Here is a 17285-nt window from a genome sequence, read left to right as displayed (position 1 = left end):
TATCCGGCGCGGTACGGCCCGACTGGCAGCAAGTCATCCTTGACGTACGAGGTGCGCCTCGCGGCGTTGCTCAGATGCTACTTTTTCCTGGCAGTCGTCCGCTGCGCCGACATGTCATCCGGAAGGTTCATCTGGCATGGTCCCGACACTGATCCCTGATTCGCAGCGCCGTTCACTCGACGAGATCGTCGAACGGCTCGATCTGTCCACCGGCGATGCCAAGGCCAAACAGTCCGCCTTCTGGATCATGCTCACGCTCTCCGGGGTGATCGCCGTGTCCGGTGTGGTCGCCGACAGCACCGCGACCGTGATCGGCGCGATGATCGTCGCGCCGCTGTCGACGCCGATCCTCGGCATCGGGCTCGGCATCGTCACCGCGCGCGGCCGACTGATCCTGACGAGCCTCGGATATGTGCTCGCCGGCGTCGTCCTGGTCACGGTGCTGGGTGTGGTGGTCGCCCAGCTCCTGCCGAATCCCACCAACGTGCTCGCCAATTCGCAGGTTCTCGGGCGGACCTCACCGACGCTCGTCGACCTGCTGGCCGCACTCGCCACCGGCCTGGTAGGTGCCATCGCGATCACCCGACGTGACGTCGGGGACGTGCTGCCCGGCGTCGCGATCGCGATCTCGCTGGTACCTCCGCTCGGCGTCGTCGGGGTGTGCCTGGGTTCGGGCGCGCCATCGCTCGCGCTCGGTGCGTTCGTGTTGTTCGCGTCCAACGTGGTCGCGATGATCATCACCGGCATCGTGGTCCTGACGCTCGCCGGATATCACCGCGAGGCGGCCGAGGCCGAGACGACCGGGACGGGGACCCGACCGCATCGGACCCGCAGCTACCTGGTGCTGGCGATCGCGCTGGTCGTCGTCGCGGTGCCGATGGTGCTGAACTCGTTGTCGTCGCTGTGGTCGCGGCAGATCGCATCGGCCACCGATTCGTGGCTGTCCGACGCGGGCCTGACGTCGGCCGAGGTGACGAACGTCCAGTGGAGCGGCGACAAGGTGACGGTGAGTGTCCTCGCGCCACCCGACCTGCCGTCGGTCGACGATCTCCAACACACCGTCGACGACCTGGTGCCATGGGATCCGCAGATCGTCGTCGTACACACCGTCGGGGCCCGCGAGGCGGCGAACTGATCGGACGTTCATTGTCCGGGTCTCCTCGCCGGCGAGCAGAAACCTGGACAATGGACGTGTCCGACGACGGACACCACAACGACGAACAGAGGTGATCTCCATGGAGAGCCCACGTGAGGCAACTCCAGCAGTAACCGAGTCGATCTCCGGAGCGGTGTCATCCTTGCCCTTCGACGACACACGCGACTTCGCCGCCGCCGATCGGGGCCTGGTCGCCAAGCTCGACCCGCCCGTGATCCGCGGGGCCGACGGTGACTCCGTGTGGAACTGTGACGAATTCGGCTTCCTGACCGAGGACTGCCCGCCCACGGCCAACCCCAGTCTGTGGCGTCAATCCGCTCTGGTCGCCAAACAAGGCCTCTACGAGGTCACCGACCGGATCTACCAGCTCCGCGGTCTCGACCTCTCCAACATGACGATCGTCGAAGGAGACACGGGCGTGATCGTCATCGATCCGCTGATCTCCGAGGAAACCGCGGCCGCCGGCCTGAAGCTCTATCGACAGGAGCGCGGCGATCGCCCGGTCAAGGCCGTCATCTACACGCATTCCCACATCGACCATTTCGGCGGCGTCAAGGGTGTGACCACGCAGGAGGCGGTCGACGCCGGCGACTGCGCCATCATCGCCCCGGCCGGCATGGTGGAACACGCGGTGGCCGAGAACGTCTATGCGGGAACCGCAATGGGCCGTCGGGCGGCCTACATGTACGGTGCCGCCCTCCCCCGCGGCCCCCGTGGTGCTGTCGGTGCCGGCCTCGGCCAGTCCACGTCGACCGGGACACCGACACTGATCGTGCCCACCCACGACATCTCGACGACGGGCCACACCGAGACCGTCGACGGCGTCACGATCGAGTTCCAGATGACACCGGGGACCGAGGCGCCCGCCGAGATGAACTTCTACTTCCCGCAGATGCGCGCATTGTGCATGGCGGAGAACGCAACCCACACGTTGCACAACCTGCTCACCCTGCGCGGCGCGCTGGTCCGCGATCCGCACGTGTGGGCCAAGTACCTGACCGAGGCCATCAACCGGTATGCCTCGCGCTCCGACGTCCTGTTCGCGTCGCATCACTGGCCCACCTGGGGCACCGCCGAACTCACCGAGTTCCTCGCCCAGCAGCGTGACCTGTACGGATACCTCCACGATCAGACCCTGCGCCAACTGAACCAGGGCCGAACCGGATTGGAGATCGCCGAGGACATCCAGCTGCCGCCGGCGCTGCAGAACGCATGGCACACCCACGGTTACTACGGCTCGGTGAGCCACAACGTGAAGGCGATCTATCAGCGCTACATGGGATGGTTCGACGGCAACCCGGCACATCTGTGGGAGCATCCGCCGGTCGAGTCCGCAAAGCGCCACGTCGAGTTCATGGGTGGTGCCGACGAGGCCGTCCGCAAGGCGCGGGGGTCGTTCGACGCGGGCGACTTCCGTTGGGCGGCGACCGTTCTCAACTACGTGATCTTCGCCGATCCGCAGCACGCCGCGGCGCGTGAACTACAGGCCGACACACTGGAACAACTGGGTTACGGTGCGGAGAACGGTACCTGGCGCAACTTCTTCCTGATGGGCGCCTACGAGTTGCGCAACGGTCCGGTGGGTACGCCGACGACGGCAGCGGCCCCGGACATCATCGCCGCCCTGTCCGTGGAGCAGGTGTTCGACGCGGTCGCCCTGCGGGTCGACGGGCCCAACAGCTGGGACGCGAACATCACCCTCGACTGGGTGATCACCGACGAGAACCTCCGTCACCGTTCGGAACTGCGCAACGGGCTCCTCGTGCACTTCGATCTCGACGACGACGCCCCCGGCCGAGCCGACGCGACGTTCACCCTGACGAAACCGGTTCTGCTCGGGCTGTTCCTCGCGGGCGCTGACCTCGGTGCCGCCATCGACGACGGCTCGGTCAGCGTCGAGGGAGATCCCGGCCTGTTCGCGCAGATGGCCGGCCATCTCGATTCGCCCGACCCGGATTTCGCCATGGTCACACCCTGATTCACCGCAGAGTCCGATCGACCACACAGGGCGCGTCCCCCGCGGGACGCGCCCTGTGTGGTCGGGACGATCACCCCAACCCGGAGATGCCCTTCCCGATCAGCACCACGCCGATCACCAGGATGAGCACCGCCATCACGGTGGCATTGTTGGCCTGCAGCCACACCTTGAGCCGGTCCAGCGGATCACGCAGCCGGTCGGCGGCGATCTGATAGGCGAGCACGGGGATGACCACGGTGGTCGCGGCGAGGACGGAGAAGATCGCGACGAGCGCGACATCCGATCCGGCGGACAGCGACGCGGTCCCGATACTGACTCCGGCGGCGACGCACATGATCAGGTTCTTGGGATTGATGGCAGACAAGGCGAAGCCCAGTCCGAGTGCGGTCGGCGGCCGCATCTCGTCGATCGCGCGCATCCATTTCGGGGTGGCCGGCTCGCCCTGGCGACCGCGCCACTGACGCAGGCCGACGACCAGGAGCAGGATTCCCAGCCCCAGCTTGATCCAGGCGTTGCCGCTCGAGGCCGAATCACCCAGTGAACCGCCGAGAAAGACGAAGATCGTGGTGGCGATGACGATGCCCAGCAACCATCCCACGGCGAAGGCGATGCTGGTGGTGCGCGCGTGTTTGCCGAGCAGCATCAGGATCGCACCGATGATCGGGATGGGCGAGATCGCGACACCCAGCGCGAGCGGCAGCAGTTCTCCGAGCGCCGAGCCCATACCGACTCCCTCAGCCGTGTGGCGATGATGTTGTCACCGACCGTAGTCCACCGAGCCGTTCATGCCTACGCTGGTCACGTGCCAGTCGCGGATCGACTCAGACGACCACTACCCCGCCTCGGCCGCCCGCGTCCGGCGGACGCGGTGTCGGGACTGGTGACAGCGCTCTTCTCCATCCCGGAAGGGATGGCCTACGCGTCGATCGGCGGGTTCAACCCGGTCACGGGTCTCTACTCGGGGATGGTCCCGACGATGGTGGCCTCGATCTTCTCGCGCACCGTCCTGATGGTGACCACCCTGACGAGCGCCATCGCCTTGTCGTCGCAGAGTGTGCTGTCGTCGGCCGGACTCGACCCCCACGACGTCGGCAACATCGCCATGCTCACCATCGCGGTCGGGCTGGTGATGCTCCTGTTCGGGGTGTTGCGGGTCGGCGCCATCATGGATTTCGTCTCGAGCGCCGTGATGACGGGGTTCACGCTCGGCATCGCGGTGCAGATCGTCAGCGGGGTCCTCAAGGACGTCACGGGGTACACGCCGGAGGCGCACAACACGCTGGTGAAGTTCGTCGATGCGGCCGCCCATGTCTCCGAATGGTCGATCGCCGCGGTCGTGATCTCGATCGCCACCGTGGCCGTGTGGGCGATCTTCCGCCTGGTCAAACCGATCGCGTCGTATGCGATGCTGATCGCGCTGGTGGTGGTCACCGCGGTGTGCGCGGTGATCCGGGTCGATGCGGAGACCGTCGGCGACATCGCGGAGGTCCCCAACAGCCTGCCGCCGGTGACCCTGCCGGATCTGACCCGGCTGCCCGATCTGCTCCTCGGCGCATTCGCCATCGCGCTCGTCGCGCTCGCCCAGGCCGCCGGCATCTCCGCTGCCGTACCGAATCCGGACGGATCCCGACCCAGTGCGTCCGGTGATTTCGCGGCGCAGGGTGCGGCGAACCTCGTCGGCGGATTCTTCGGCTCGCTGGCCACCGGCGGCTCACTGTCCCGGACCGGTGTCGCGGTGTCGGCGGGAGCACGGACCCGATGGGCCGGGATCTTCGCCGGTGTCTGGTTGCTGTTGCTGGTCCTCGCCGTCGGCGCAGCGGCGCAGGTGATCCCGATGGCGGTCATCGGTGGTCTGCTCTTCGTGATCGGTTTCGAACTGATCCAGGGACGCTGGGACGACGTCATGATCGTGTTCCGGACTGCACCGTTGAGCGCTGTCGCGATGGTGGTCACCTTTGTCGCAACCACCCAGATCCCGTTACAGGACGCGATCCTGGTCGGTGCGGCGACCTCGTTGGTGCTCTACTGCGTCCAGGCGGCGCGAGCGGCCCGGCTGGTCACGCTGTCACCGTCGGATGGCGGCTGGGTCACCGGCGAGCCGCCGGCGTCGCTGCCCGGTGATCGGGTGACGGTCCTCCACTATTCGGGGGTCGCACTCTTCGCCGAGGTGCCGCGCATCGCTCAACAGTGGCCGGCGGTGACCGACGGAAGCCGTCGCAGCGTGCTGATCCTCAGTGTGCGAACACTACCGGGCGTACCGTCGGCGACGGTGCAGAAGCTGCTCCGCGGCTGGGCGGACGAGATCCGCTCCCGGGGTGGGCGTTTCATTCTCGCGGGGGTGACCGAGGATCTGCACCGGCGCCTGGAGGGCTCCGGCATCGCCGAGAGCATCGGCGCCGACAACATCTACGTGGCGACCGACCGGTTGTTCGGGGCCGTCGATGCCGCGTACGCGGACGCCACCCGCTGGCTCGAGGATGTGCCGCCGGACTGATCGTGCGGTCAGCAGATGCTGATGTGCACCGGTCCGACCGGGATGTTGATGCAGAACGACACCGAACCGAGGCTGAATGCCGGGTGGGGTTCCAGCGGTGACGCGTCGGCGGCGGGTGCGACTGCCGATCCGACCCCGAGTGCGACGGCCGCGGTGGCCATGACCAGAGAGATCCTGCGCTTCATCGTGTGTCCCTTCATCGAATGCTGCGACGCTCCCCGGTACGCCCTGGCTCGGATTCTACTATCGCGCCACCTGCCAGGCGTTGTGCCGACCGGCGAACGGGCCGGTCACTCACCCGGCCGACCCGGCGAACCTGTGCTTTCGTGTTCGGGTGAGCACCACCCATCTCGGCCGGATCTTCCACGTGGCCGGCCGCCCCACCGTCGGCGAGGCGACCGACGCCCTGGTCTGGATTCCGGACGGCGCGCTGGTCATCGACGATGCTGGCACCATCGTCTACTGCGGCCTGCGTGACGGACGGCCGCAGGCGACCGACACGCCCGAGAACATCCGCGACCACGGGGACGGTTTCCTCATCCCCGGATTCGTCGACACCCACATCCACTTCCCGCAGACCTATTCGGTCGACGCGTACGGCGGGGGGCAACTGCTGGAATGGCTCGACTCCTGCATCTTCCCGGCCGAGGCGCGGCTGGCCGATCCGGCGTTCGCCCAGCAGATCGCCCGCGACTTCACCGCGCGCCGCATCGCGGTCGGGACCACGGCCGCGATGGTGTTCGGCTCGGCCTTCCCATCCGCGCAGGACGCCCTGTTCACCGAAACCCACCGTGCCGGACTGAGATTGGTGAGCGGCCGAGGCATCCAGACCGTCGGCGGACCGTCCGCGACCCCGTTGCTGACCACCGACGATCGGGCCGTCGAACTCGCCGCGGACGAGATCAGCAGGTGGCACGGTGCGGATTCCGGTGATGCGGGCAACCCTCTGCTGCAGGTGGCGATCGTGCCGCGGTTCTCCCTCTCCGTCACCACCAGCACCCTCGCCGCACTCGGTGAACTCTACGAGGACGTCCGTGCGCGTGGGGTGTACGTCCACACCCACCTCAACGAGAACAACCGGCCCGGGACCGGTGAGATCGACATGGTGAAGAGCACTTTCGGCGTGGACTCGTACCTCGACACCTACGACGGACGTTTCCTGCCCGGCAGTCGCATCGGTGGGCCCGGGCTACTCGGTCGCCGCACGATCATGGCCCATGCGGTGCACTGCACCGACGACGAACTCGCCCGGATGGCCGATGCGGGCACATCCATCGCGCATTGCCCTGTGTCACAGCAGTTCCTCGGCTCCGGCACGATGCCATGGCGCCGGACGGTCTCATCCGGGGTCACCGTCGCGGCCGGGACCGACGTCGGCGCCGGCGACGAATGGCTCATCGCGCGCGTGCTCGCCGACGCGTTCAAAGTGCATCTCAGCGAACCCGGCGAGGCCGGCGTCGCCATACATCCGGCACAGATGCTGTTCACCGGCACGCTCGCCGGCGCGCGCGCCCTCGACATGGAGGACCACTTCGGCAACTTCGACGTCGGGAAGGAGGCGGATTTCCTTGTCATCCAACCGGATCGATGGGAGCCGCTGGAGTCGATCCTGCGGCACGGCATCCGCGCCGACGATGCGGACACCGCCCGAGACCAGACCCTGTTCGCGCTGTTGATGGGAATGCGTGAGCCCGCCATCGCCGAGGTCTACGTGCGCGGACGTCGGGTGTCGCAGCCCGCCCCCTGACGAGCACCGCTTCCCGAAGGCCCCGTTGACCGTTACTCCGAGATGCGCAGGCCATCCCACTCGTGGTCGTGCATGAACCCCTCGGCCAGTCCGACCTTGTACTTGTAGCAGCTGCGCAGGATGCCCAGATACGCGAACGGCAACAGGAGTGCCGGCCGCTGATCGCCGGGCGAGGTGATCACGTCACTCGAGTTCCGGAAGGTCCGGAAGAACTCTCGCAGTGACCGGTCGCGGCGCGATGCCTTGCGCCAGCCGTAGAGCAGCATGCCCAGACCGATCATCTTGTGCACATCGGGGTCCGGCGTGATGACGTCGTCGTTCTCCCCGAAGAATGCGCGATCGACCCCGTCGGCGGGTTCGAACATCATGATCCCGCTCGTCGCGCGTGGATTGCATTCGATGCAGAACAGTCCGCGCTCCGGGTCCTCGATGAAGTCGAAGCCGATCTGGCCGGTGAAGTTCATGTCCCGCACGAACTTCGAGATCCACTCGAGAATGCCGTCGTGCTGCACCGACCGGAAGTTGAGGCAGGAGCTGCCGCCGATCGCGTAGTCGACGGGGTAGGTGGCGTGCGCGTGGATGCGCCCCTCGCGGACGATGGAGTACGTGCAGTAGTTGGTGCCGGACACCCACTCCTGGGCGATCCACGGATTGATCGGATCGAACTCGACCCAATCGAGCGGATCGTCGGGCATGATCTTGTGGACCTTCTGCGAACCCCGTGAATAGCATTCCTTGAGGGCGAACGGGGCGTCGAAATCGAGTGCCGCAACGTCTTCGGGACCGCGCACCTGAGCGTATTTCAGTGTGGTGATTCCGCGTGCGACAAGGAGTTCCTGGAACTCGAACTTGTTGTGCAGGCTGTTCTCGGTCTCGAAATCCGACAGGAACAGCTCACATTCCGGCGGGAAGAGATCGACCATCATCGAGAGGATGTCGGTCTCCTCGTGGATCGGGATGACCATGTCGACCTTCTCGTCGGCGACGATCTTCGCCAGCGCGTGACAATAGGCGCGGGGCTCGAATTTTGGCGCAGGCACCCGGTGGAATGCGTCGGCGGCATGCGAGAAACGCGTCACGCCGACCGGGATGCTGTCGACGATCGTCACCCGGTGCCCGGCCGCCGACATCAGCCGCGCGAGTTCGAGGGTGAGGAACGATCTCCCGAAGGTGATCAGTACGTGCTTGCGCTCCGTGGTGCCCACGGTGAGGAGTGTAGGAGAGGGTGGTTAGGCTGACTAACCGGCCTCGGGGAGAACGTTCGGCGAAAAAGGAATAGTCGAGCTGTCGGGATCGTTGCACAATGCTGTTACGCGGGGTGCATTCGGAATCTCGAGTCGGTGCAGGTCCCACGTCGCTCGAGGCCAGTCTGGGGAGGTGTGCGGATGTTCGTGATCGGGATCATCGCGGCTTGCCTCGCTGCCGTCGCCTATGGCATGTCCACCGTACTCCGCGCGCTCGGTGCGCGCCGGGTTGCGACGACCGCCCGCGAAGAGGGCACCGAGGACAGTCAGACCAATGCGGCGGGCGGACCGTCGCTGCAGTCGACGATGTCCACCTTCGTCGACCCCGCCTTCATCCTGGGCACCACCATGGTGGTCATCGGTTTCGCCGGCGGCGCGCTGGCCGCCCGCTTCCTCCCGCTCTTCCTCTCGCAGACGATCGTGTCGGCAAACCTCGTGGTCACCGCACTGCTGGGCACGATCATGCTCAACATCGCGCTGCAGACACGCGACTGGATCGCGATCTGGCTGGTCGTGCTGTCGCTGTGTCTGCTCGGACTCTCCGCGGAGCCGCACGCCGGCGGCGGTGAGAGCGCCGTCTTCCACTGGGAACTCTTCGTGGCCACCCTCGGGCTCTGCGGCCTCGCGCTGCTCGGGTCTACCGCCTCGGCAAGCACGCCGCCATCGTCGGCGGCGCGATGGCAGGTCTCTTGTTCGGTGTGATCGCGATCGCCGTACGGGTGCTCGACGGCGTGCAGCCGTTCCAGCCGCTCGTGCTGATCACCGACCCGGCGGCGTGGACCATCGCCGCCGCCGGAGCCTGCGGATTCTTCGTCCAGACCGTCGCGCTGCAGGTCGGCGCGGTGAACGGGGTGACCGCCGTACTCGTCGTCGGCGAGACGGCCGGCCCCAGCCTCGTCGGGGTGCTGTTCCTCGACGACACGGCCAAGTCCGGTCTGGGCTGGCTGGCGATCGTCGGCTTCATCGGCGCCGTGATCGGCGCCGTGCTGGTCGCCTGGTACGGCTCCGGCGATCCCGATCACTTCGGCGAGGCGCCACCTCTCAAGGGCGGCTGGCGTCGAGGCCGGGAAGACGAGACGACCGAGCACGATCCGGATTCCGACGCGGACACCACGGACGCGGACGTCGAGAACGGCACCACCCGTGCGATCGACCCGCCAGCCGATGGCAACGACCTCTTCGGCTGGGCGTCGTCGAGCCGATTCACCCGCCGGGACCGGGCGTCCGGGGACAGCGGCGTGGACGGTCACCCGTCCTGACCGGGCCGCCGTCCCACGGCACCGCGGTCAGTCCTTCTTGCGAGTACCCGGCAGCACACCGGCGTCGATGACGGCCTTCACGTACGGGCGGGTCCGGGTCAGCAGATCCTCGACGTCGGGTCCCGACCAGGCCGGGGCGGTGAGCGCGTCCGTGTCGGACTCGATCGTGCGATAGAGCTCGAGGCCCGACTCGGTCAGTTGATGTCCGGTCTCCGTACGGGCGGCGAGGCCGCGGTCGATCAACCGGTCCACCGAGGCGTCCCACTGTTCATCCGACCAGCCGCGGGTCAGCTGCACCAGCTTGCGGCCGAGGATGCGCCGGCTGATCGTCGTATCGGGCAGCTCGGCCTCGTGGAAGGTGACCGCGTCCAACGCGTCGAGCCCGTGATTGACGAGAACGGCGATGTGGTTGTCGCCGCGCCACTCCCGAATGACCGCGATCGCGTGCCAGAGCGCCACGTGCGGTTCGTCGGGCAGCGGGGCCGCCGCCCACGCGGCCGCGAGCGGACGGCCGCCGAGTGGCAGACCGTCGGCGATCTCGCGATAGCGCGTGGTCAGCTCGGGGATCTGCGGGTCGTCGATGCGGTCGGCCAGGATGGTGCGCAACTGTTCGTCGAGCATCCGCACCCGCCGGGCGGCGACCTTGTCGAGCCCGACCGCGCGCGCGGCGTCCCAACTGGTGGTGATCAGATCGGGCGCGAAGTTGTAGAACGACGAGACAACCACGAACGGGTGGCAATCCCCCATCGGTGCCGCCCGCGCTCCCACGTAGAAGGAGTGGGCGTCCAGGCCGGTGTCCTCGTTGGCGGCGCGCAGACCCGGATTGAAGTACGCGAGCACGTGGAAGGGTTCGATGGTCTCGTACGCCTTGCGTGCAGTGCGGTGGCCGGTGTCGTCGGCGATGGAAGTCATGGCTCAACACTCGTGGTCATCGCACGTGGCTGTCAACCACGGTGGTGGCGCCGGCGGCCTCCGGGCCGGGTTCCCGACGGCGAAGGAGCGGTTGGCATCAGTGGATTTCCGATTGCCGTGGGCGGGTTACGGGTAGATGTGGAGCATGGACGATGTCGAGGCGATCAAGCTTCTCAAATACCGCTATCTGCGTGCGCTGGACACCAAGGACTGGGAGGTGTTCGAAGGGACGCTGACCGAGGACGTGACCGGCGATTACGGGTCGAGTCTCGCGTTCACCAACCGGGGCGAGCTCGTCGACTTCATGCGGACATCGGTCGGCCCCGCGGTGATCACCGAGCACCGGGTCGACCATCCGGAGATCGACGTCGAGGGGGACGAGGCCACCGGACGCTGGTATCTGCAGGACCGCGTGATGGTGCCCGACTTCAAGTTCATGCTCTTCGGCGCGGCCTTCTACAGCGACCGGTATCGCAAGACCGATGCCGGCTGGCGGATCTGCGCCACCGGCTACGACCGCACCTACGAGGCCAAGCTGAGCCTCGACGATCTGCCGAGCTTCGCACTCGACGTCGGCCCGGCCATCCGGATCTGACCACGATGTCGTGGCGGGCAGTGGTCTTCGCGGACCGTCGGGACGCCGGCCGGGCCCTCGCCGACCGTCTGCGCCGCGAACCGTTGGTCACCGACACCCCGACCGAACACATCGTCGTGCTCGGGCTGGCCCGCGGCGGTGTGCCCGTGGCCCGCGAGGTCGCCGATGCGCTGGGCGCCGCGCTCGACGCGCTCGTGGTGCGCAAGCTCGGTGCCCCGGGGCAGCCGGAGTTCGCGATGGGTGCGATCGCCGCCGGGGAGATCGTCGTCAACGACGATGTGCCCCGGCGGCTGGGTGTGTCGGCGGAGCAGTTCCGATCGATCGTGGACCGGGAGGATGCGGTCCGGGTGGAGCGCGAGACACGGTATCGCGTTGGCCGCCAACCACTCTCACTGGCCGACCGCACGGTGATCCTGGTCGACGACGGATTGGCGACCGGGTCGACGATGGCGGTCGCGGTGCGCGCGGCCGACGCCGCGGGGGCGGCCGCCGTGGTGGTCGCGGTGCCCACCGCCCCCGCCGACACCATCGATCGATTCGACGCCGACCCCACCGTCGGCGCGGTGGTGTGCGTGACGACCCCGGACCCGTTCCACGCCGTCGGTCAGTCCTACGACGACTTCCGCCAGGTCGACGACGACGAGGTCCGGCGCTGCCTGCGCACGCCCTGACGGATCAGACCACCCGACGCAACGAACCCGACATCGCGTCGGCGCGGGTCTCGGCGCCCAACGCGAGCACTTCGTTGAACCCTTCGACGAGGCAGTCCGAGAACAGATCCACATCCGTGATCGACGCGCCGTCCTGGTTGACGCCGAGGCAGGCGATGCCGTTGTGGGTGATCATCGTGGCCATCACCGCACAGCCGGGTAGCGGGCCGAACGGGAACATCCGTTCCACCTTCGCCCCGGCCACGTAGGTGTCCCACGGGATGCCCGGGACGTTGCTGGCCTGCAGGTCGTTCATCGTCGTCGCCCCGCTGAACTGGGCGAGCACCTGGCCGGGCAACCACGCGAGGACCGAGCCGAGCGTGTTGAAGATGTCCACCGCGGGTTCGGTGCGGGCGGCGCGCACCTGCTCACGGATGGTGAGCACCCGCTCGAACGGATCCGCGATGCCGACGGGTCCGGCCATCCGGCCGACCGCGATGCGATTGCCACCCGCCGGATCCTCGGGACGGCGGACCGAGATCGGGATGGCCACCGGGATCGCCTCGACCGGCTGCCCCAGCTTGTCGTGATAGAACCGGAACCCGCCGATGAGCCCCGCGAGGTAGACGTCGTTGACCGAGGCCCGGGCCGCCTTGCCGGCCGCCTTCAGATCCTCGAAGGGCACCTCGAACGCGGTGAACCGCCACGACACACTGCGCTCGGCGAGCAGCGGAGAGCCCGGCGCGGTGACCAGTCCCGCCACCCGCGGCACCGACCGGCCGTACCGCAGGGCCTCGCTCAATGCGCGGCGCGGACGGGTGAGCGCCAGCACCCCGCGGAACGCGGTGTCCACCCGGTGCGGGAGTCGTTGCAGTTCCTCGCCGAACTGGCGTCCCAGCACGTCGAGGGCGGAGATGTTCACCGGGTCCGGGTTGGGCGGTTGCGGCTTCCCCGGAATCGGATCACGCGACGTCGAATGCAGTTGGGCGAGACCGAGAATCGCGCCGAGACCGTCGGTGAGCGCATGGTGGGCCTTCAGGAAGTACGCGGCCTTGCCGTCCGGCAGCCCCTCGATCAGCGTGCCCTCCCAGGGCGGCCGCGCCGGATCGAGTGCGGTCATCGCCAACTGCTCGCACATGCTGAGGAGCTCGCGATACGAGCCGTCGCCGGCGAGCCGTATCCGCCGCACGTGATAGTGCAGGTCGAAGTCCGGATCGACGGCCCAGCTGGGGGTTCCGGTACCGAACGGCGAATCCACCACGCGCTGCCGGAAGCGCGGCGCCATCCGGCTGCCCCATTCGTGCGCGGCGATCAGGCGGTCCCAATCGGGTACGCAGTCGTAGATCTCGAGCATGCTGATGGTGCCGCGCAGGCGCCGATCGGTGTCGCCGCGCCACATCAGCGCGTCGACCGGGCTCATGTGCGGTTCGTTGGCCCAGTCCAGCGGCTGGTCGGCGTGATCGCTCATGGGCGTCCCTTCATCGAGCGGGTCATCCGGCCGTCCTCGAAGGACTCGACCGGCCAGTCGGCCAGTGCCGTGAGGAACATCTGGCGCACTTCCTCGGCATGCTCCCCGGCGGTCTCCGGGCGCCAGTCCGACGTGTCGACCGGCGGCAACACCTTCACCTCGACGGTGCCGGGTTTGATCAATTGCGAACCGCGCCACATCAATTCGCCGGTGTTGCGCAGGACGATCGGTACCACCGGGACGCCGGCCTGCATCGCGATGTGGAACGGGCCCTTCTTGAAGGGTGCGATCCGCGGCGTCGACGACCGGGTGCCCTCCGGCGCGACGACCAGCGACACCCCCTCGTCCCGCAGCTTCTGCACGGCGGGCTGCAACTGCTCGATCGCCTTGCCGGCGTCGGCGCGGTCGATGAAGACGAGCCCGGCCGCATCGAGGATCTGGCCGAGCACCGGGACCCGTTTGACCTCCTTCTTCGCGACGCCGGTCGCGTCACGGCGGACGAGGTGGATGATGACCGGGAGGTCGAGCTTGGACTGATGGTTGAACACGAACACGCACGGCCGGTCCGACGTCAGGTACTCCTCGCCGTCGAGGACGTCCACGCCGACACCGGCCAGCGCGAGACCGACGTCGTTGCCGGTGGGGATCGCCGACTCGACGAGCACGTTCGGGTCCCGACGCACGAGACCGCCGACGAACCCGAGCGCCGCCGAGCCGATGAACGACCCATAGAAAGCCCCGGTCCTCGCGGCCATGGCCACCCGGTTGTAGGACGGATTCCGCAGGTCGAGAATCGGCCAGCCGCGGGCCTCCGCCTCCGCCCGCAGTCCGTGCCGCGGCGAGACCGCGGCCGGGTGACCCACCGATTCGAGGTACGGGATGTCCTCGTTGCCGTCGCTGTAGGCGAACGATGCGTCGAGATCCACGTCGTGCTCGCGGGCGAGCGCACGCACGGCCGCTGCCTTCCCCGGACCCCACAGCGGGCGGCCGAGGAATTTGCCGGTGACGATCCCGTCGACAACCTCCACATCGGTCGCGAGCGCATGGTCGGCCTCGATCGCCTGGGCGATCGGCTCGATCTGGAATCGCGTCGCCGACGAGGCGATCACGATCCGATGCCCCATCTCCCGGTGGGCACGCAAAATCTGCCACATCTGTGGACGCAGCTGTGCCGCGGTCTCGTGGGTGAACAGGTGCTCGCCGAACTCGAGCATCTCGGCATAGGTCTTACCGGCGAAGGTCGGCTTGGTCGCCTCGAGGACCTCGGCGTAGTCCTGCTCCGACTTCACCCCGCGCAGACCGATCAGCAGGAAATCGCCGAGTTCGCCGAGGCCGAACTCCATGCTGCGCACCCGTGCCCGGGTGATCGCGACGGCCGAGAACCCCTCGATCAGGGTGCCGTCGTAGTCGAAGAACGCGCCGATCTTCTTCCCGGTGGGTGCTGAACGGATCTCGCGCAGCCGGTCGGTGAACGCGCTCATCGCCGCAGCCCTCGCAGGGCCTCACCGAAGTGTTCCGCCTCGATGGCGGCGATCCGGGCGAGCCGGTCGCGCATCAGATTCACCTCGTCGAGCCAGGCCTGCCGTCCGGCCACGAGGTCGTCGACGTCGGCGCCGGTGACGAGACCACGGTTGTCGGCCAACTGGTAGGCCGCGTCGTACAACTCCTTGGACACCGAGTCGCGACTGCGGACCACGCCCTGCAGCGACAGTTGCCGCCCGAGTCCGAGACAGGCGTCGAGCAGTGCCTCCTTGTCGATCGACGTCTCGGCGCCTGCCGACACCAGGCTTTCGGCGACGACGAGTTGCGCGTCGAAGAACGGCTGGAGGGTGCGTCGTGCGACCAGCGACCCGCCGTGTTCCCGCAGCGTGCGCTCGGTCCACGCCTGGTCGGGCCGGACGTCACGCCACTCCGACGAGATGAGGTCGAGCTCGGCGCCGAGCCGGTGCAGGAACGCGTCCTTGGCCGGGAAGAAGAACTCGAACTTCAACAGATCGCGGATGCGCAGCGCCTCCTGCTGCGCCGACGGCAGCAGCTCACCGGCACCGTCGTCCTCGAGCGCCCCGTCGGCGGCGGCGAGCATCCCGAGTTCGACGATGGCCCGGTCGACGAAGTGGTGCAGGGCGCCGTTGCGGTAGTAGGCGGCGACCGCGTAGCTGTCCGGCGCGATCGACCACACCGTGTCCGGGCCCTCGTCGAAGCGGGTCAACACCCCTTCTTCGGTGAGGACGCCGAGGGTGCGGCGCAGGCCGATCCCGCGGCACAGTTCGGGGTCGGGGCCGGGTAGACCGCGGCGATCGATGTACTCGAGCAGCGGTGCGAGGATGGCCTCGATCTCGGCGGCGGTGTACGCGCGGTCGCGGGCGCCGAGCAACGCGAATCCGGCCAGCGAGGTCGCCGAGATCGGGGTGGCGGCATTGATCTCGTCCATCACCTTGAACGCGACCTTCTCCAGCCTCGCGCGCCCCTCGCCCGACTCGGCGAGCGCCTGCCTCAGCGAGAAGGGTTCTCCGAAGCGCACTCTCGCCTCGCCCAGATAGTCCCGCTGCGCCTTCGCATACTTCAGCAGCCAGGCGACACCCTCGGGCTTCTTCTTCCCGCCTGCCGATTCCTTGGCCATCGCGCCGATCTCGTGGAGCTGGTCGTACACGATCGACGTCGGCACGATCATGACGTCGGCGTCGTCGAGTTGCTCGACCGCGTCGACGACGTAGGCGAGCAGACCCAGCATCGGCTTGCGCAGCTTGCCCGTTCGGCTCCGACCGCCCTCGATGTACCACTCGAGGTTGAAGCGCTTCTCGACGATGAACGACAGGTACGAGCGCATCGCGAACTTGTAGACGGGATCGGACCCGAACTTGCGGCGGATGAAGATCATCCCGGCCCGGCGCGCGATCGGGCCCACCGGCCAGAACGCCAGATTGTTGCCGCCCAGTACCAGGTTGGGCGGGAAGTCGTGGCTGCGCAACACCTCCGACAGGACCAGCGGATCGACGTAGGACCGATGCGACGGCAGGAACACCAGACCGCTCGACTTGTTGAGTTCACGCAGGCGGTTGAGAGTGCCGAGATCGACCGACACCGTCCACGTGCGCTCGTGCAGATTGCTGAACACGGACGAGAAGATGTCGTCCATCAGTCGACTCTGGGTGGCGACGAACGTCGACATCTTGTCGGTCGCCTCCTGCACCACCACTGCCGCGGGCCGACCCAGTTCGGCGGCCAGCTTCGCGGCGCCCGCCTGGAAGCGGGCCGACGTGCTGATCTGCTCGGCGACCAGCCGCGGCACCTTGTAGCGGTCACCGACGATCTGGCGTTCGGCGCGTTCGGCCGACAGCGACGCCTGCACCGTGACGTAGGCGGTGAACGATTCGCCTTCGGCCAGATGCTGCTCATATCGTCGGCGCAGATCGGCGACCGTCGCCGGCTCACCCTCGACGACGCGCAGGCGATCGGGCCTGCGGCGCTTGATGACGGGCTGGGTCACCGCCAGCGGCCGCCGGGGATTGGACAGGACCAGCACGTCGGCGACCGACACCCGACGCTCGCCCTTGCGTACCGGCGGCAGCCAGGCGACCCGCGCGGGGATCAGCACGGTGTCCGCTGACAGGCCGTCGAGGTCGATGCCCTGCGCCGGCCGCACCGGGGCGTCGGGATGTCGTTCCGCCGCCCACTCCGTCACCGCACGCAGCTCACATGCCGTACGGACCTCCGCCAGCACCATCGAGTCACCCACAACCGACCACCTCTCACGTCCGCACCCCCCGACGCAGGCTCATTGT

General features: G+C 67.8%; 13 protein-coding genes and 1 pseudogene. 7 read left to right on the top strand and 7 right to left on the bottom strand.

Annotated elements, in window-relative coordinates:
* The first annotated feature begins 136 nt into the window (after positions 1–136).
* Together D7316_RS20365 and D7316_RS20360 are read left to right on the top strand one after the other, a co-directional pair.
* A complete protein-coding gene (locus D7316_RS20365; RefSeq protein WP_124709870.1) occupies positions 137–1135 on the top strand; it encodes a TIGR00341 family protein in 999 nt (332 codons plus the stop codon).
* Between the two features lie 100 nt (positions 1136–1235).
* Entirely contained in the window at positions 1236–3134 is a 1899-nt protein-coding gene (locus D7316_RS20360; protein ID WP_124709869.1) for an alkyl/aryl-sulfatase, read from the top strand.
* Positions 3135–3204: 70 nt separating this feature from the next.
* Here D7316_RS20360 and D7316_RS20355 read toward each other — a convergent pair whose 3' ends face one another.
* Positions 3205–3858, bottom strand: coding sequence for a GAP family protein (locus D7316_RS20355; protein WP_124709868.1), 654 nt, complete (start codon positions 3856–3858; stop codon positions 3205–3207).
* A 78-nt stretch (positions 3859–3936) separates the two neighbouring features.
* Here D7316_RS20355 and D7316_RS20350 point away from each other — a divergent pair, with 78 nt between their 5' ends.
* Entirely contained in the window at positions 3937–5628 is a 1692-nt protein-coding gene (locus D7316_RS20350; RefSeq protein WP_232016996.1) for a SulP family inorganic anion transporter, read from the top strand.
* Positions 5629–5636: 8 nt separating this feature from the next.
* Here D7316_RS20350 and D7316_RS27200 read toward each other — a convergent pair whose 3' ends face one another.
* Positions 5637–5813, bottom strand: coding sequence for a hypothetical protein (locus tag D7316_RS27200; protein WP_164473823.1), 177 nt, complete (start codon positions 5811–5813; stop codon positions 5637–5639).
* Between the two features lie 149 nt (positions 5814–5962).
* On the opposite strand from D7316_RS27200, the gene D7316_RS20345 reads away from it, so the two are divergent.
* Positions 5963–7375: an amidohydrolase family protein gene (locus D7316_RS20345; RefSeq protein ID WP_124709867.1), complete on the top strand. Its 1413-nt coding sequence runs from the start codon at positions 5963–5965 to the stop codon at positions 7373–7375.
* Between the two features lie 32 nt (positions 7376–7407).
* Here the strand turns inward: D7316_RS20345 and D7316_RS20340 are convergent, their stop codons facing one another.
* The gene (locus tag D7316_RS20340) at positions 7408–8505 is read right to left on the bottom strand and encodes an ATP-grasp domain-containing protein (RefSeq protein ID WP_408610077.1); all 1098 of its coding nucleotides are present in this window, start codon (positions 8503–8505) and stop codon (positions 7408–7410) included.
* Between the two features lie 255 nt (positions 8506–8760).
* Here D7316_RS20340 and D7316_RS20335 point away from each other — a divergent pair.
* Positions 8761–9878: pseudogene (locus D7316_RS20335) on the top strand (EamA/RhaT family transporter).
* A gap of 27 nt (positions 9879–9905) precedes the next feature.
* Here the strand turns inward: D7316_RS20335 and D7316_RS20330 are convergent.
* A complete protein-coding gene (locus D7316_RS20330) occupies positions 9906–10790 on the bottom strand; it encodes an SCO6745 family protein (protein WP_124709865.1) in 885 nt (294 codons plus the stop codon).
* A 145-nt stretch (positions 10791–10935) separates the two neighbouring features.
* Here D7316_RS20330 and D7316_RS20325 point away from each other — a divergent pair, with 145 nt between their 5' ends.
* A complete protein-coding gene (locus D7316_RS20325; RefSeq protein ID WP_124709864.1) occupies positions 10936–11385 on the top strand; it encodes a nuclear transport factor 2 family protein in 450 nt (149 codons plus the stop codon).
* 5 nt (positions 11386–11390) lie between these two features.
* Positions 11391–12056 (top strand): phosphoribosyltransferase, encoded by a 666-nt coding sequence (locus tag D7316_RS20320; protein WP_124709863.1) that lies wholly within the window; start codon positions 11391–11393, stop codon positions 12054–12056.
* 4 nt (positions 12057–12060) lie between these two features.
* Here D7316_RS20320 and D7316_RS20315 read toward each other — a convergent pair whose 3' ends face one another.
* The 3 genes from D7316_RS20315 to D7316_RS20305 are packed head-to-tail and all read right to left on the bottom strand — an operon-like array spanning position 12061 to position 17227.
* Positions 12061–13503 carry a wax ester/triacylglycerol synthase domain-containing protein gene (locus tag D7316_RS20315; protein ID WP_124709862.1) on the bottom strand — a complete coding sequence of 481 codons (1443 nt, stop codon included), beginning with the start codon at positions 13501–13503 and terminating at the stop codon, positions 12061–12063.
* The gene (locus tag D7316_RS20310; protein ID WP_124709861.1) at positions 13500–14984 is read right to left on the bottom strand and encodes an HAD-IB family hydrolase; all 1485 of its coding nucleotides are present in this window, start codon (positions 14982–14984) and stop codon (positions 13500–13502) included. Before D7316_RS20310 ends, D7316_RS20315 begins: the two co-directional genes overlap by 4 nt.
* Positions 14981–17227 carry a glycerol-3-phosphate 1-O-acyltransferase gene (locus D7316_RS20305; protein ID WP_124711468.1) on the bottom strand — a complete coding sequence of 749 codons (2247 nt, stop codon included), beginning with the start codon at positions 17225–17227 and terminating at the stop codon, positions 14981–14983. Before D7316_RS20305 ends, D7316_RS20310 begins: the two co-directional genes overlap by 4 nt.
* Positions 17228–17285 lie beyond the last annotated feature (58 nt).

It is taken from the genome of Gordonia insulae (assembly GCF_003855095.1).
GTDB classification, from domain to species: Bacteria; Actinomycetota; Actinomycetes; order Mycobacteriales; family Mycobacteriaceae; genus Gordonia; species Gordonia insulae.
The sequence above is the reverse complement of the archived record's forward strand: the minus strand, read 5'-3'. Positions and strand labels throughout refer to the sequence as shown.

Excerpts from the sequence above, each read along its gene's own strand:
- D7316_RS20360 (WP_124709869.1), top strand. The coding sequence starts at position 1,236 with ATGGAGAGCCCACGTGAGGCAACTCCAGCAGTAACCGAGTCGATCTCC.
- D7316_RS20330 (WP_124709865.1), bottom strand. The coding sequence starts at position 10,790 with ATGACTTCCATCGCCGACGACACCGGCCACCGCACTGCACGCAAGGCG.
- D7316_RS20305 (WP_124711468.1), bottom strand. The coding sequence starts at position 17,227 with ATGGTGCTGGCGGAGGTCCGTACGGCATGTGAGCTGCGTGCGGTGACG.
- D7316_RS20325 (WP_124709864.1), top strand. The coding sequence starts at position 10,936 with ATGGACGATGTCGAGGCGATCAAGCTTCTCAAATACCGCTATCTGCGT.
- D7316_RS27200 (WP_164473823.1), bottom strand. The coding sequence starts at position 5,813 with ATGAAGCGCAGGATCTCTCTGGTCATGGCCACCGCGGCCGTCGCACTC.
- D7316_RS20340 (WP_408610077.1), bottom strand. The coding sequence starts at position 8,505 with ATGTCGGCGGCCGGGCACCGGGTGACGATCGTCGACAGCATCCCGGTC.
- D7316_RS20355 (WP_124709868.1), bottom strand. The coding sequence starts at position 3,858 with ATGGGCTCGGCGCTCGGAGAACTGCTGCCGCTCGCGCTGGGTGTCGCG.
- D7316_RS20320 (WP_124709863.1), top strand. The coding sequence starts at position 11,391 with ATGTCGTGGCGGGCAGTGGTCTTCGCGGACCGTCGGGACGCCGGCCGG.
- D7316_RS20315 (WP_124709862.1), bottom strand. The coding sequence starts at position 13,503 with ATGAGCGATCACGCCGACCAGCCGCTGGACTGGGCCAACGAACCGCAC.
- D7316_RS20365 (WP_124709870.1), top strand. The coding sequence starts at position 137 with ATGGTCCCGACACTGATCCCTGATTCGCAGCGCCGTTCACTCGACGAG.
- D7316_RS20310 (WP_124709861.1), bottom strand. The coding sequence starts at position 14,984 with ATGAGCGCGTTCACCGACCGGCTGCGCGAGATCCGTTCAGCACCCACC.